Source organism: Nitrospinota bacterium (assembly GCA_029881495.1).
Lineage (GTDB): Bacteria > Nitrospinota_A > UBA7883 > JACRGQ01 > JACRGQ01 > JAOUMJ01.
In genome coordinates, this window is the sequence record JAOUMJ010000001.1 from 40166 (window position 1) to 54791 (window position 14626).

12 protein-coding genes, 1 tRNA gene and 1 pseudogene are annotated in these 14626 nt (G+C 50.1%); 8 read left to right on the forward strand and 6 right to left on the reverse strand.

The window, feature by feature from the left end:
- The first annotated feature begins 103 nt into the window (after positions 1-103).
- The 7 genes from OEY64_00175 to OEY64_00205 all read left to right on the forward strand — a co-directional run bounded on the left by OEY64_00175 (position 104) and on the right by OEY64_00205 (position 7213).
- Positions 104-2131, forward strand: a complete 2028-nt coding sequence (locus tag OEY64_00175; GenBank protein ID MDH5541358.1) for a class I adenylate cyclase — start codon at positions 104-106, stop codon at positions 2129-2131.
- A complete protein-coding gene (locus OEY64_00180; protein ID MDH5541359.1) occupies positions 2121-2798 on the forward strand; it encodes a TIGR04283 family arsenosugar biosynthesis glycosyltransferase in 678 nt (225 codons plus the stop codon). The genes OEY64_00175 and OEY64_00180 overlap by 11 nt, the downstream gene beginning before the upstream one ends.
- A gap of 47 nt (positions 2799-2845) precedes the next feature.
- Positions 2846-3547 (forward strand): DNA repair protein RadC, encoded by a 702-nt coding sequence (gene radC, locus OEY64_00185; GenBank protein MDH5541360.1) that lies wholly within the window; start codon positions 2846-2848, stop codon positions 3545-3547.
- An 11-nt stretch (positions 3548-3558) separates the two neighbouring features.
- Positions 3559-5022 (forward strand): D-glycero-beta-D-manno-heptose-7-phosphate kinase, encoded by a 1464-nt coding sequence (gene rfaE1 / locus OEY64_00190; GenBank protein MDH5541361.1) that lies wholly within the window; start codon positions 3559-3561, stop codon positions 5020-5022.
- 59 nt (positions 5023-5081) lie between these two features.
- Complete coding sequence (locus OEY64_00195) at positions 5082-5426, forward strand: histidine triad nucleotide-binding protein (GenBank protein ID MDH5541362.1); 345 nt, start codon at positions 5082-5084, stop codon at positions 5424-5426.
- Between the two features lie 49 nt (positions 5427-5475).
- Positions 5476-6804 carry a hypothetical protein gene (locus OEY64_00200; GenBank protein ID MDH5541363.1) on the forward strand — a complete coding sequence of 443 codons (1329 nt, stop codon included), beginning with the start codon at positions 5476-5478 and terminating at the stop codon, positions 6802-6804.
- 277 nt (positions 6805-7081) lie between these two features.
- Positions 7082-7213, forward strand: a complete 132-nt coding sequence (locus OEY64_00205) for a hypothetical protein (GenBank protein ID MDH5541364.1) — start codon at positions 7082-7084, stop codon at positions 7211-7213.
- Positions 7214-7272: 59 nt separating this feature from the next.
- Here OEY64_00205 and OEY64_00210 read toward each other — a convergent pair.
- From OEY64_00210 to OEY64_00220, 3 genes are all read right to left on the reverse strand, one after another.
- Positions 7273-7360 (reverse strand) — tRNA-Ser (locus OEY64_00210).
- A gap of 67 nt (positions 7361-7427) precedes the next feature.
- Positions 7428-8303: a PhzF family phenazine biosynthesis protein gene (locus OEY64_00215; protein MDH5541365.1), complete on the reverse strand. Its 876-nt coding sequence runs from the start codon at positions 8301-8303 to the stop codon at positions 7428-7430.
- A 261-nt stretch (positions 8304-8564) separates the two neighbouring features.
- Positions 8565-9878 (reverse strand): carbohydrate porin, encoded by a 1314-nt coding sequence (locus OEY64_00220; GenBank protein ID MDH5541366.1) that lies wholly within the window; start codon positions 9876-9878, stop codon positions 8565-8567.
- A 373-nt stretch (positions 9879-10251) separates the two neighbouring features.
- Here OEY64_00220 and OEY64_00225 point away from each other — a divergent pair, with 373 nt between their 5' ends.
- Entirely contained in the window at positions 10252-11166 is a 915-nt protein-coding gene (locus tag OEY64_00225) for a hypothetical protein (GenBank protein ID MDH5541367.1), read from the forward strand.
- A 91-nt stretch (positions 11167-11257) separates the two neighbouring features.
- Here OEY64_00225 and OEY64_00230 read toward each other — a convergent pair whose 3' ends face one another.
- From OEY64_00230 to OEY64_00240, 3 genes and pseudogenes are all read right to left on the reverse strand, one after another.
- Positions 11258-13135 carry a carboxypeptidase-like regulatory domain-containing protein gene (locus OEY64_00230; protein ID MDH5541368.1) on the reverse strand — a complete coding sequence of 626 codons (1878 nt, stop codon included), beginning with the start codon at positions 13133-13135 and terminating at the stop codon, positions 11258-11260.
- A gap of 248 nt (positions 13136-13383) precedes the next feature.
- Positions 13384-14099: pseudogene (gene purQ / locus OEY64_00235) on the reverse strand (phosphoribosylformylglycinamidine synthase subunit PurQ).
- A complete protein-coding gene (locus OEY64_00240) occupies positions 14083-14625 on the reverse strand; it encodes a cyclic nucleotide-binding domain-containing protein (protein MDH5541369.1) in 543 nt (180 codons plus the stop codon). The pseudogene purQ and the gene OEY64_00240 overlap by 17 nt, the downstream one beginning before the upstream one ends.
- Position 14626: the final 1 nt, after the last annotated feature.

Below are 14626 nucleotides of genomic sequence, written 5' to 3' on the forward strand. Positions count from 1 at the left end.
TTTTTGGCATCGGAGTCAGGAGAGGTGGAGAGTACGCGTATTAGTGCGCGAAATGTACCACGCTGAGTGGCAGTTCCATATTAGCAAATAACGAAAGCATTATATGATTAGAGAAGTTGACCTTGTGGCGAATTTAAAGGCCTTCGAGAAGTACAACGCGGATCGGACAGCGAAGGCTTTTCAAATAGCCGAGGTGCCTACGAAGATCGCCGTACAGGTCGTCCCTTTTCTCCTTGAGAATAACCATCCCTCCCTTCCCGGCTACCAGGAGGGAATGGAGACGAGCAAGGTTGTCCCCTTTTATAAATTGACCGCTGAGCACAGGAAGGCTGTTCTGTCGGTATTCAAGAATTTCCACCTGCCGGAAAAAAAACAGTCCCCTTACGAAGGGAACGGTTATGCCGGAAACGCCAGGGAAAAAACGCTGATAGAATCTCTCATGCTTATGGGGAGCGTAGGCACGGTCGCACAGAATGAAAAATCCGATTTTGATTACTGGGTAGTTTTGGATGAATCGAAGCTTTCCGGCGCCGAGCTTTCCTATTTGCGCACAAAACTTACTGCCATCGAGGAGTGGGGGGACAAGATGGGGGTTGAGCTCCATTTCTTTCTTACCGATGTTACGCGGGTGCTCGAAAACAAGTTCGGAGGCGCGGACAAGGAGAGCGCCGGTTCCTCCCAGGCCGCGCTGTTAAAGGAGGAGTTTTATCGGACAGCTCTCCATGTGGCTGGCAAATATCCTGTCTGGTGGCTCACATCCCCCGGCACGACGGATGAGGTATACAAGGAGGTGCTGGAAACCATTCCCAAGTGCTACTCCATACATCCCGACAAATTCGTAGATCTCGGCAACCTGTTCGTAATCCCCGAGAAAGAGCTTTTTGGCGCGGCATTATGGCAGATAAACAAGGCTATTGATTCTCCCTTCAAGTCTGTGTTGAAGATGGCGATGCTGGAAAGCTTTACCGATGATGATTGGGAGGGACTTTTCCTTTGCGATGAGCTCAAAAAAAACCTGTACAGCGAAAAAAGAGAAAGGCCTGTCGATCCCTACCTTCTCCTGATAGACGGTCTTTTGAAGTTTTACACTCATAAGGAGAGGCCGGATATTGTCGACCTGCTGAGGAAATGTTTTTACAACAAGGTCCACATAAAGATCCAGCCTGATTCGTTCCCCCGCGATAATCCCGGCTACAAGGAGTCGGTCATGCTCTCCTATGTGAAAGAGTGGGCTTGGGACGATAAAGTGCTGACAGACATGAATAACTACGACAACTGGAATTTTGAAAGGATGTCGAAGCTCGGGAGCCAGTTGCACGGATTTCTGCTGGAGACATACAAGCGGCTTACGGATAATTTAAAGAAGAAGGAACAGAATGAAACAATGATCTCCGAAGGGGATCTTACCATTCTTGGGCGGAAGCTCTTCTCTTTCTATGGCAAAAAGACCGGCAAGGTCGAACTTATTAAAAAGGCGTCCGACGATGCGCTAAGGCTGGAGTCGGTTACTTTCAATCCAACGATCATCAGGGGGAAGCCTCCCATCTGGAACGTCATGAGAGGGAACGTGACAACCCTTCTTGCGCGCGGGATAAACATGGATGACGCCATCGTAAAGAAAGGGAAGATACTGCCGGAGGTTGTTTTCTGGCTGGTTGTAAACAATATCGTGGACGTGAGAACATTTTTCCATCTTGTTTCAAGCCCCTTGTCGGTATCACTGAACGAAATCCAAAGCCTTGTCCGGCTCATTTCGGAATTCATGCCCAATGTCCAGATCTCATCGATCGACAATTCATACCTGATTCACAGGGCAAAAGTTACGAAACTTCTTGTAGTGGCCAATTTCCATTCAAAGGATTGGACGAAAAATATTGATGAAGTCACCATCATGTTCCGCAATACCTACGGAGAATCGTTCGTAAGCACGTTCCCCGGCGAAGAAGGGATGAACAGGGCGGCCGCCATCTACGCCAACGCTCAACAGCTCGGCATTGAAAACCCTACGCAGTTTTTTATGACGTTCATCCCGGACCTGGAAAATTCACAAAAGCTGGAAAAGTTGCTGAATAACACGATCCTCAGCCGGATGAAGCAGTTCCTGCGCTCCAAAAGCTCGATTGAGTCCTGATACTGTTTCGGTAATCATCCCCGCCCGAGGCGAAAGCGAATCCCTGAGATCGCTCTTGGAAAAACTGGAAGGGGAGAGCGGGATCGAGGTCATAGTCACAGTCCCTCAAGGCGATGAAATATCGATTGCCGCCGCAAGAGGTTTCAAGGCTGTCATCGTTGAAGGAACTCCTGGAAGAGGGAACCAGCTGGCCGCCGGAGCCGGGATTGCGAAGGGGGGAGTATTTCTTTTTTGTCATGCCGACACGATGCTCCCGGAAGGGTGGAAAGAACTTGTTAAAAAAACGCTGGCCGAAGATAGCGTGGCTGGGGGGGCGTTCAAACTCCGTTTTGATTCACCGAAGTTCCGGTTTCGGTTCATTGCCTTTTTTGCGAACCTGAGGGGGAGTTTGTTAAATCTTGTATACGGCGATCAGTCGTTCTTCATGAAAAGAGATGTCTATTTTGCGGTTGGCGGTTTCAAGCCGCTCCCCCTGATGGAAGATGTCGAGTTCATCCGCCGTCTTCGGCATGTCGGGAATATTAGGATAGTCGCAAAACCTGTTGTTACCTCCGCAAGACGCTATGAAAAGTCGGGGGTAATTTTCGGAGTAACGAGGAATATATTAATGCTGGTTCTCTATTTCGCGGGGGTTTCTCCCGAAAAGCTCGTCCGATGGTACCGATAGCAGGGGTGGCGCGCAGTTAAACGCCTCATTGTGATAAACTTTTCAGCGTGAAAAGATATCCCAGACAGCCGATGAAGGAGTGGCCGGAAAACGAGCGGCCGAGGGAGAGGCTCAAGCGATACGGTCCGGAGAGCTTGAGCGAGGCCCAGCTGTTGTCGATAATAGTCGGCACCAGCACATCGTCGTCACGCAAGACCTCAATGGATATTTCCACGAATCTGCTAAAGGCATTCGGGAACCTGCAGGGGATAGAAGCGGCGTCGGTGACCGAACTGGTGGCGCTCGACGGCATTACAGAGAGCAAGGCGTTGCAGCTGAAAGGAGCGCTGGAACTGGGGAAGCGAGTGATAGCTGAGAAGCACTCCCTGTACGGAAAGAATTTTTCCACGAGCGAGGATGTATCTAAATATTTCCAGCCTCTCATGTGCAACCTCTCCAAAGAGGTTTTCAAGATAGTGCTTCTCAACAGCCAGAACAGGATGATGAAGGATGTTACGATATCGGAAGGCTCGCTGACCGCGAGTGTAGTGCATCCCAGGGAGGTTTTTAAGCCGGCGATAAGGGAATCGGCGGCATCGATAATTCTGGTGCATAATCATCCAAGCGGGGACGTGGAGCCAAGCAGGAACGACAAGGAGATAACAAAAAAACTGGTGAGCGCCGGAGAAATTATCGGAATAGGGGTTCTGGACCATATAATTATCGGGAAGAGCGCGTATTTCAGTTTTTGCGATTCAAACCTTATTTAGCGGAGAAAAAATTGTTCGAACGAAATCTTTACCTGATGCTGAGGGATGTAAAACCGGTTGCTGTCGCCGTGATAGGTGACGTAATTCTCGACCACTATTTAAGCGGAGATATTTCCCGCATTAGCCCTGAAGCCCCGGTCGGGATTCTCGACTGCAACAGCGACAGATACGCGCTTGGCGGAGCGGCAAACGTAGCGAATAATCTTGCCAAGCTGGGGGCGAAGGTCTCGCTTATCGGGATGACCGGCAAGGACCAGGCGGCTGGTGTGCTGAAGAAAATTCTAAAACGGGAAGGGATAAGCTCAAAGTGGCTGGTCGCTTCCGGCGACAGGCCGACCATCCAAAAAACGAGGCTGATGGCGAACGGACAACAGCTTATGAGGGTCGACAGGGAAAAGCGGGTACCTCTGCCGCAAAAAGTGGAGAAAACGATCATCGGATATCTCGAAAAAAATATCGGAAGCATCGGGGGGATAATAGTCTCCGACTACAACAAGGGGCTCCTTTCCAATTCTCTTCTAAAAAATATCATTTCGCTTGCCGGGAAAAACAGAAAGCCGGTTATTGTCGATCCCAAGGGGAACTCGTTTGCAAAGTACCGCGGGGCCGATGTGATCACTCCAAACAGGCTGGAGCTTGAAAAAGCGACAGGGATGGAATGTGTGGATGAGAAGTCGGTGGAAAAGGCGTCGATAAGCCTCATCCGCGCACATTCGATCAAGTCGGTGCTTGCCACTCGCGGCCCGGACGGGATGGCGCTTTTCAAATATGGCAAGGCGGGAAAGTTTTTCAGATCGGAAGCGAAAGAGGTTTTCGACGTCACCGGCGCGGGGGATACTGTCGTGGCTGTATTCACGTGGGCCATGGTCGGCGGATTAAGCATGGAAGATGCGGCAATGCTTTCGAATTACGCCGCGGGGCTGCAGGTGGCCCATCTGGGTGCGGTAAGTATCGGTATAGACGAGCTTGAAAAAAGCCTGGCGGTCAAATCCGGGACGTTCGGCTCAAAGGTACACACGATAGACGAGGCGGCGAAATTTGCCGCCATACTTAAAAACGACGGTAAAAAGGTTGTGTTCACAAACGGATGCTTCGACCTTGTTCATTACGGACATATAAAATATCTTCAGGAAGCAAGGAAGCTGGGAGACGCGCTTGTGCTCGGGCTGAATTCCGACTCTTCCGTGAGGGCGCTTAAAGGGAAAGGGAGGCCTGTGCTTAATGAAAGCGACCGCGCGCATGTGCTTGCCGCTCTCGACTGCATAGATTCCGTGATTATTTTCAGCGAGAAAACCCCGCTGAAGCTGATCCGTGCGGTAAAACCCGATATCCTCGTGAAGGGTGGGGATTACAGCGTGAAACAGATAGTCGGTTATAAGGACGTCAGGAAATGGGGGGGGAAGGTTATGACAGTCAAATATGTCGAAGGGAATTCTACCACCGGCATAATAGAGAAAATAAAGCGGGGCCCGTGATAGCCCTTCCATATATTAAATGCCTACCATTGAGGCTTGAGTTGTAATAAAATCTAGCCATGGATAACTGTCTGTTTTGTAAAATCATTGAAGGGGAACTCCCTTCGGAAAAGGTTTTTGACAGTTACAACGTGATCGCCTTCAAGGATGTTGTTCCCCAGGCTCCGACACACATCCTCGTTGTCCCCAAAAAACATATCCCGAACATGACCTCACTCTCGGAGCTCGACAGGGAGACCGTTGCCGAGATGTTCAATGCCGTCAAGGTCCTGGTTGGGGAGAATGATATTGAAGAGAGCGGATTCAGGGTTGTGATCAATCAGGGGAGCGACGGCGGACAGACCGTGGACCACCTGCATATGCATATTCTCGGCGGTCGTGAGATGGAGTGGCCCCCCGGTTAGCGGAAAGGCTTTTCCATTATTCAACCGATAATTTCCCCGGCTCCGCATCATGTCTGAAAAAGCCAGATCGGTTGATAAGGTGCGCGAGATCGCGCTTGACCTTCTTTTAAAAACTCACGGGGGAAAGGTTTTCTCGAACCAGCTTTTCGAAACGGCTGTAAGCGAAAAAGGGCTTGGGGAAAGGGACACAGGCTTTTTAAAGGCTCTTTATTTCGGCGTGCTTCGGCAATCCATCTTCCTCGATCATTTCCTTTCGGAGAGGTGCACCACACCGCTTCAGAAGTTGCCACTGAAAATAGCGATGATACTCAGATTAGGGCTCTACCAGATCTTTTTCATGGACAGGGTTCCGCTTCACGCCTCGATAGGGGAATCCGTTAATCTAGCCCGCAGATACGGGCATAAAGGGACGGCCGGTCTTGTAAACGCGGTATTGCGGAGGCTCTCGGAAAACAGGCCGGGGGTTGAGGATCTTGAGATCGTGGACGAAGACGACACGGCTGAAATTTCGTGGAAGTGCTCCCATCCCGAATGGATAGTAAAGAAATATATTGCCGATTTCGGATTCGCGAAGGCTATCGAAATATTCGAAGCAAATAACAAACTCCCTTCACTGAATTTCAGGGCATTGTTGCCTGACAAGCTCGCTTCTTCGGGTGTTTCAGTGCGTAAAAACAGCTTTAATGATCTGGGGGTCGAGATTGATAACGCCTCGGTTCAGGATATTAGAAAACTGATGGAGGGGGGAGTGATCGCTCCGCAGGACCAATCGTCTCTCATCGCGGTCTCTCTCCTTTCGGGGAGGGGGGGGGATGTTCTAGAGCTCTGCTCCGGCAGGGGTAACAAGACATCGGCCCTGTTGAAAGTTTTGGATAAGGGGACGCGCATTATTTCAGCCGACATTTCCTTCAATAAACTTGCGGTAGCGGGGAAGGGCCCGGATGCCGCCAGCTTGAGCGTATGCGCGGACGCTTCAAAACCTCTGCCGCTCAAAAGCGGCTTTGAAAATATTTTCATCGATCTCCCTTGCTCGAACATGGGGGTCATAAGAAGGCACCCCGAGATCAAGCATAACCGCGCACTGGAAGAGATACCAAGAGCGGCGGAGCTTCAGCAGACGATCCTTAAAAACTCTGCCGGGCATGTCGTCAAAGGAGGGGTGCTGGTTTACGCTGTCTGTTCCATAGAGAAGGAAGAGACTGTTGAAGTAGTGGAAAGGTTTTTATCTGAGGATAATACTTTTGAGGCGATAAATATCTCCGCGCTCCGCCCCGACCTTGAAGCGGAAGGACTTACAGCCGGGAACTGGTTTAGGGTATTTCCGGGACAGCATGGAATGGACGGCATGTTCGCCGCGATGCTGAGAAAGAGGAAGTAGTTTTTTTACTCCCGGTTTATATTCCTCCCAAACAGGGATCACTCTCAACTGGGTATGTAATGAATATCATTTCTGTGCGGTTTTAAAAAGAGTTACATCATGGTTGTACTACTAGTGGCATAAAAAGTATCAATAGTGAACTTAAAAGGCACATCTCTGTAAATATTTTATACAGTATCTGCTTTTTAGTCTTATATGTTTATATTAATCAAAGCGTTATGATTGGCACACGAGTTGCTATTAATAAGTGCGAGGTTAGTTAATTATGGTGTTTTTAATGGAAATCGAATACGGACTGTTTGCATTGCGAAAAGAGTTTATCAAGCGTGATCATCTTTTGGAGAAGCTGAAAAAGCTGTTTGTGTTAACGGTATTCTTATCGTTCACTCTCTTGATGATTGTCTGGTAGAGAAGCTTGTAGACCGGTTATACAATCACGATTCTTTTTCGAATCCATTTTATTGAAAATGGCGGAGAGGGAGGGATTCGAACCCTCGATAGGTCTCCCTATACGCCCTTAGCAGGGGCGCGCCTTCGGCCACTCGGCCACCTCTCCTGACAAGCAATTTGAACGGTAATATTAGCACACATGCGCCCGGCGTACAGCCAATATTGCCGGACATTTAATCCCTGACTTTTATGCTCCTCTTCCCGACATAACGGCAGTATCCGCCCACTTCTACACGCATCCCCTTCTCCACTCCACCGCGGACGATGGCTCTCAGCAGGGACGGCCCACCCTTCCCGATACCTTGAAGAATATCCACTTCCAGGGCTCCGCGCGCCTTCGCTTCCAACAGCCGATTCTCCACCGCATAGCATGCCAAAGGGCCGGCGGCGCTCCCGGTTGCCGGATCTTCAGGAATCCCGAGCAGAGGGCCAAGCATCCTGCACCTTATCTCCCCCTTGTAAACCGCGAAGGGCAAAACCCCTTCCGCGCCGGTAGCTTTCGCCGCTTCCCTGTTCACACCTATATTCACCTTCGCCTTTTTCAGCGCAGTGAAAGACGAAAGGGGAATTATGATATACGGCAGACCGGTGGAGACCGCAGTGGCAGGCCCCGCAATATCGCTCTCCTTCAACGTCAACAGCGACGCGCTCATCCCCCCGCCTATGCTCTCGCCAAACTTCGGCTCCCCCTGATCCATGCTGATGAATCCGTCATCGAAAAGTTTCAACGGGATATACCTGTCGTGCACCTGCTGAATGTAGGTCTTCTTTTTTTTCAGATGTCCCGCGCGCAACAAAGTAAACAGCGAGCCTATCGTGGGATGCCCGGCAAACGGAAGCTCCTTCTCCGGCGTGAAGATCCTTATAGCGTAGTCTGCCCCATCCTTCACCTCTACCCTGAAAACCGTTTCGGACAGCCCGATGCGCCGCGCAAGCTCCTGCATTTGCGGAGTTTCAAGATGCGTCGGCTCATCAAACACCGCGAGAGGGTTTCCACCCTTCCCATTGCGGGTGAATACATTCACAAGCTCATAGCTGAAAATTTTCAAATCATGGCTCCTCGATATCCCTGGACATTCAATAAAACTATCCGCTCACCAGTAATTGGCCGATAGGAGCGGGGACAGGATAATAGTAACCGCTTTATTCTGGAAATACATGAGTAATGAAAATACCGGAAAAGACCGAAGCCTGCCGGAGTTCTCCCGGCGCTCGGCTTTTAATGGATACGGCAAGCCGTGGCCCCGGAAAAAAGGGTCTTCACCCTTTCCGGGCTTTAACTGAGAGCAGTTCCGCTATTGTCGCGGAGATCAGAAATCAAACTGTCCGCGCAATCCGAATACGGTAATACTCGCAGCGTCGGCCCTCGGCATATTGCTTATCATCTGGATATCGGGGGTAATCCCGATCTTTTCCTTGACCTGCCAGTGGTAGAAAATTTCGATGGCTGTCTGACCGGTATATGGCTCTCCGGTGGCGTCCAGCATCACGCTACCGTTCGTTTTATCGTTGCTGGTTAGCGAACCGTAGGCGAAGCCGAATGAATCGTCATCCATCCCCCAGATGCCACCTTCGACAAGAATGCCGAACGTCATAGCGCTTACCGCGCCGTTTTGATCAATCGCCTTGTCCTGCGAGCCGTAGCGTATGGAGAGGCCGACACCTTCCATGATGTACTGGTCGATGCTCACGCCGAAACCGGTATTTACAGCCCTGCTTCCATCGGCGGTTTTTGTTGCAGGGAGAAGCATATCAATAGTTGCGGCCGGATCGCCTGGATCAACAACGGTCTGCGTTCGTAGCGTGTCGTCCATTATGTAGTAGACGCGGTAGTTCCCCTCCTTGCCGAAGAGGTTCGGCTTCAGGTTCAGCTGTACGACCTGGAAAAGGTTTGACCCGAAATCTTCCCACTTGGAGTTACCAAGCACATACGAAACTTCAAGGAGATCAACCGGCGCGAAGAAGAACCTCATCCCGGGCGAATAGTACCACTCAAGCTCCGGGTAGAGGGTGCCGGTGAGCCTGCAAAATATTCCGTTCATGAACTGCGCCGTTTCGTCCCCGGCAAAATTGTTCTCGTCATACAGCGAGTGGAGATCCATTTTGCCCAGATCGAAAACGAATTTGCCGTCAAAGAACGAGCCTTCGTAGAACGCCTGCGCAACGGTGACAACCTGAGCGCCATCCATATTTGAATTTGCAGGGTCGTAATTAGGGCCCAAAGCGCCGTCCGGGAGCGCCGCGCCGATTCCTTCACCTTCGCCCGATTCAAGCGCTACGGAAACGGTATGCCCCGGCTCAAGCTCTGCATCAATACCGATGTCGAGAGAGAAAGAGTAATTGGTGCCATCGCTCGTTCCGGTGACCGTGTCGCTGTTTCCAGATGTTCCCTGCATGCCTGATGTGATCCCGCCCGAAAGTTCAATCGTATCGAACCATGAACCTTCGCTTTTATTAAGGACCTTCAATTCTTCGTTTGAGACGATCCCCTTTTTGTTTAGTATCTCCAAGAGTGTGGAAGAACTTTCTTCGCCCCCCTCATCATCGGCGGAATAAGTCAAGCCGGGAAATATGAGTGAAAAAGCGATCAAACAGGAAAGTATTAATAAAGATTTTCTATTCATTCCAATCTCCAAATTTACAAAGAATAAAGGCCCCCATGCCGCTCACCTCACGAAGCATCTTTATGACCCTACGCCAAATGAGCGATATCCACTACCTCGAGTATCGTACCAGATTAAGAAATAGATGCAAATTCCGATGAGTATATACAGGACATAGTGGAAAACGGATGTACCCCCCGGCTTTTGTGTCGAATCGTGGCTGTTTTTTCATTATATTACAGGCTATGGACAATTAATTCATATAGATAACGAAGGGAGCTCGATTAGACATGAAGCTGGATGTATGTCATGGTAGAATTAAATTCGGTTTCCCCAAGGACCGGGGGGGCATAGTGGAAACAGGAAAACCGCCATCCCAAAATAGGAGGAGCTGATGATTAAACCATGCCGAAGGCATATCCATATCTTATGCGCTATTCCACTTATCTTTGCCTTATCAGCCTGCAGCAACGATGAACTAAAAAAGGAATTTAATTCAAAAATAAATTCCGTCGACAGAAAAGCTGACAGCAATGAAAAAACCATGAAAGAGATGCAGAGAACCATAGAATCCCTTCAGGCGGAGATAAGAACCGCGAACGCCAAGATCAAGGATCTCGAAGGGGAAATTGAAAACATCGACTCAAAGATAGCCAACAAGTCCGACGCACCGGCACCGACATACGGTGAAAATGACAATTCCATAAGCAGCCTGAAAAACCGGGTCGATGCGATAGACTCAAACGTGATCGCCATGCAGGCCGATGTAGCATCGACGAAAGAGAGTGTTGCTTCCGCGAATGACAACGTAATCCAGGTAACGGAAAGCATACTTGCGCTGAAAACGGAAATTTCCGGCACATCCGGCACTATCAGCCAGCTTCAAAATGATATGAAAACCGCAAGGGCCAATGACAGGAGAATGGGGAGGACGCTCGAGGCTATAAAGCAAAACAGCGTACTCGAACTGGATGGCAAACTGAAACTGGCCACCGTGAACGGTTATCCGACTGCGCTGTTCAACGGATTGAACGTGCAGATAATAAACGGCAAGAACCAGACGACCGTAAACGGTCTTGGCAACCTGATAATCGGATACAATGAAGCGAGAACCAGCGGGAATCCGGTCTGCTCCGACGGCAACTACAACAAAAAGGAGTGTGTAGCCAAAGGTGGGAAATGGGGGCTCAACCATAAAAACGGATCACACAACCTTGTAGGCGGGAACCATAACAGCTACTCGCAGTACGGAGGGGCTCTCTTCCGTACTCAGAATTATTCCAACCTCCCTTACCTGAACGGTTTTTAAAAAGTTTAATTTAAAAACAAAAAGCCCGGCCGATACAGATCGGCCGGGCTTTTTTATTTTATTGCCTAAACAGAGCCTGTTACTTCCGCTCCTATTGCGGAGGGGGCGAATTGAACTGGCACCCGCCCGAAGTTGTAGCAACATACAGCTTGATCGCCGCGTTGGATTGCTCCTTCTGCGCCGCGATATCGAAATCCCAACAGCCAACAGTCACCGGTGTACCGCCAGAAGTAAGCGATTCGTCAAGAACATCTCCCGGTATTACGATAGTGTAGTAGTTATCGACAATAGCTTTTGATGTAGTGCTTTTCGTCGATGTGCTTACATGGTCAAGCAGAATGGAGAAGTCTGAATTTTGCACCTCCCATGCAAACGCGCCATTCTTCCAGTTACCATCGGTAACAGGGCTCCCATCATGCTTCAGGAAAATGTTCTGCTGAAAATTCTTGCCGGGTACGGTTGTCGCATCTATCGGATCCGGCCCCTGTGCGATGGTGACCGTGCCCGAGATGTTCCAGCTTGAAGCATCCGCTTGGTGTACCTGCTGGAAGGTCGATGCGTCATGCGGAAATACTTCGAACTTGAAATGATTGATAGCATCCTCCCAAAGGAAGTCGCCGTTTTCATCGGCAGGGGGTGAATATTTCAGCCAGAGGTCGTTGCCTGTGGCGTGGATGATAGGTTTATCTATCGTTCCGTTTTCAGTTCCGCTAACAATGTCCACTAACGTGTAATCTGTTTTGCTCGTTGGAGTACCGTCCTTGAAGGCGACCAGTTTCGGAATATCCTTGAACCCGAAAGATACGCTCCATACCACGGTCTCGGTGGTGCCGTCGCTGTATGTAATATCGAAGAAGAGCGTGTCGCCAGTTGAGATAGGCTCACCCGGCCAGAGATTGAGACTGCAACCGGTTCCTGAGCAATTCAACCCGTACGAACCCCCTGCCGTGCTCGACCAGAGATCCGCGTTGGCATAATTCTCCTGTGGCTTTGTGACCTTCGCTGTCGTTCTCCAGCTTGCGCCTGCGGAGCATACGGCGGAAGATATCGTCTTCCCGGAAACTGGCATCATGGTCAATCCGATAACAAGCGCCGAGCCAATGGTTGCGCTCTTCTCCGCGACGGTCCCGTTATACATTTTCACAACGTCCTGCGTATTCCCGATCTTCAGATTCACGATCGTCCCGATCCCCTGAACACCGCTCGATGAAGGTACCCCTTCGCTACCGCGGTCCTTTTCCGTGCTGTCAAGATCGTCCGGTGTGCCGGAGCCGTTGTTGTCAGCATCGAAAATATTCGGAACGCCATCATGGTCAATATCAAGAGAGCCGGTATCTTTGCTTCCGCTAAGTATCGCATCCGCACCCTTCCCCCCTGCCAGCTGCCCTACAGGCGCGCCTGAAGTGTTTGCCCTGGCGTATTCGGTTGCGTCGACTACTACATCGGTCGCATCGGTAACGATCGCCCCGGCAGTCATATCGGCGGGGATAGAGATGGTTCCAAGCCCCTGCCCGGCGGAAGTCAGACCGGTTGAAATTTTTCCGCCTGATGCTGAAGATGTCGTAAGCGGTCCGAGATACTTGCCGCTGTTATCAAGTATCTGCAACGTGTAGTCGGCTGATGAGGAGGGGAGGCCGCTTATCGTAAAAGAGCCGTCAGCGCCTGTCGTCGCCTTGTAAACCTGATTCGTACTGCTGTTTACAGCCGCGACAATATAGTTGGATGCGGCGCTGAAAGCAGCCATGCGCGCTGAACCGCCATCTTCGCCCGGCTTCGTCAATCCATCGCCGACGGATAACGATTCCGCCTTTACCGTGCCGGAAAATGACCCAACTGAATTTGTGCCCGACGGCAAATCGGTGTTCACTGTCCCGGTAGTTTCGGTTTTTCCGCTTCCACATCCAGGCGAAAAGGAAAGCGCCGCGACGGCAATAAATAAAATCGAAAATAAGATCAGCTGTTTCTTCATTTTTCCTCCAGAATATATCTGTCGTTAAAAAAGTGCGCATAGCGCGAATTTTTTCTGCCTAGATTCTTGTTAAATTATAAAACAATATTTTCGTAAGGATGACCCGCAATCTATATTCCATTAAATATATTTTAGTAGCCGGTTTTCGGTGGAATAAATCGTGACTTCTTTTGCCTCGACATGATTCAAACCGCGCATATATTTACGCGGTCAAAGGGTGAACAGAATGAAAATTTGTAAAGGTCTATCTAGGAAACGCGGGAAAGAGAATCGAAAATGACCTTGCCATCATGGTTCCCAAGTATCGATTCCGAGCATCTTTCTGGATGCGGCATGAGGCCGAAGATGTTCCCCTCCTTGTTGCAAATTCCGGCGATGTTAGCGACTGATCCGTTCGGATTCGACTCCGGGGTCACCACCCCTTCGGAATTGCAGTACCGCAAAACTACCTGCCTGTTGGACTCCAGCCTTTCAAGTTCTGCCTCATCGCAGAAATAGTTGCCGTCATGGTGGGCTATCGGAATTTTCAGAACGGATCCTTTTTTCACGCCGGAGAGGGCCGGTATCCCATCCCTTTCGACCCTTACATAAACATCCTTGCAGATGAATTTCAGGGAGCTGTTGCATATGAGAGCGCCGGCAAAAGACCGCTTTCGACAAGAACCTGAAAACCGTTGCATATTCCAAGGACCATTCCACCTTTTCGGGCAAAATCGGTAACCGATTTCATGATAGGAGAAAATCTCGCAATTGAACCGCACCGGAGATAATCCCCATAGGAGAATCCTCCCGGCAGAACGACAACATCCACACCCTCCAGCGAAGACTCCTTGTGCCATATCTCCCTTACAGGAGCCTTTACAACATTTTTCAGAACATGAACCGTGTCCTGCTCACAGTTGGAGCCGGGAAAGACTATAACACCGAAACTCTTTTTGGCCTTTGTCTCAAGAGCGGCGGTCATGTTTTATCTTGTCCTTCATATCAGGGGGTATCTCGTGTCGCCCCTCATTGGTTAATTTTGTGATCGCGGTGAGGTCTGCCACTTTTCCGCTCGCATCCTTGAGCCGTAAGCTGAGGTGGAGGGCGATGTTCCGCATCATCTGTATGCCGATCTCCGGGTGGTTCCTGAGTATTTCCTCGAAGTTCTGCCGGGAGAGCTGAAGGAGTTCGGTATCCTCCACGGCAACGATAGTGGCTGAGCGAACCGCATCGGGTTCCAGTAGCGACATCTCGCCGATGGTAACCCCTTTTCGGTAAACAGAGAGCACCGATTTTTTGCCGCCTGCTCCCCTTTTCTGTATTTCCACCCGTCCGCTGATGATGTAGTAGAGGCTTCCCCCTTTATCCCCTTCCTTGAACAGCGCTTTCCCCTGTCCGCAAAAGGCGTAATTTATGAATTCGGCCAGTGTTTCACGCTGGGTGCCTGTCAACTGGTCAAACACGGGAACTTCGTTCATCAGGATCTTTAGTGATTCTCTGTCTAACAAA

Excerpts from the sequence above, each read along its gene's own strand:
- OEY64_00175 (MDH5541358.1), top strand. The coding sequence starts at position 104 with ATGATTAGAGAAGTTGACCTTGTGGCGAATTTAAAGGCCTTCGAGAAG.
- OEY64_00195 (MDH5541362.1), top strand. The coding sequence starts at position 5,082 with ATGGATAACTGTCTGTTTTGTAAAATCATTGAAGGGGAACTCCCTTCG.
- OEY64_00200 (MDH5541363.1), top strand. The coding sequence starts at position 5,476 with ATGTCTGAAAAAGCCAGATCGGTTGATAAGGTGCGCGAGATCGCGCTT.
- OEY64_00205 (MDH5541364.1), top strand. The coding sequence starts at position 7,082 with ATGGAAATCGAATACGGACTGTTTGCATTGCGAAAAGAGTTTATCAAG.
- OEY64_00220 (MDH5541366.1), bottom strand. The coding sequence starts at position 9,878 with ATGAATAGAAAATCTTTATTAATACTTTCCTGTTTGATCGCTTTTTCA.
- OEY64_00225 (MDH5541367.1), top strand. The coding sequence starts at position 10,252 with ATGATTAAACCATGCCGAAGGCATATCCATATCTTATGCGCTATTCCA.
- OEY64_00230 (MDH5541368.1), bottom strand. The coding sequence starts at position 13,135 with ATGAAGAAACAGCTGATCTTATTTTCGATTTTATTTATTGCCGTCGCG.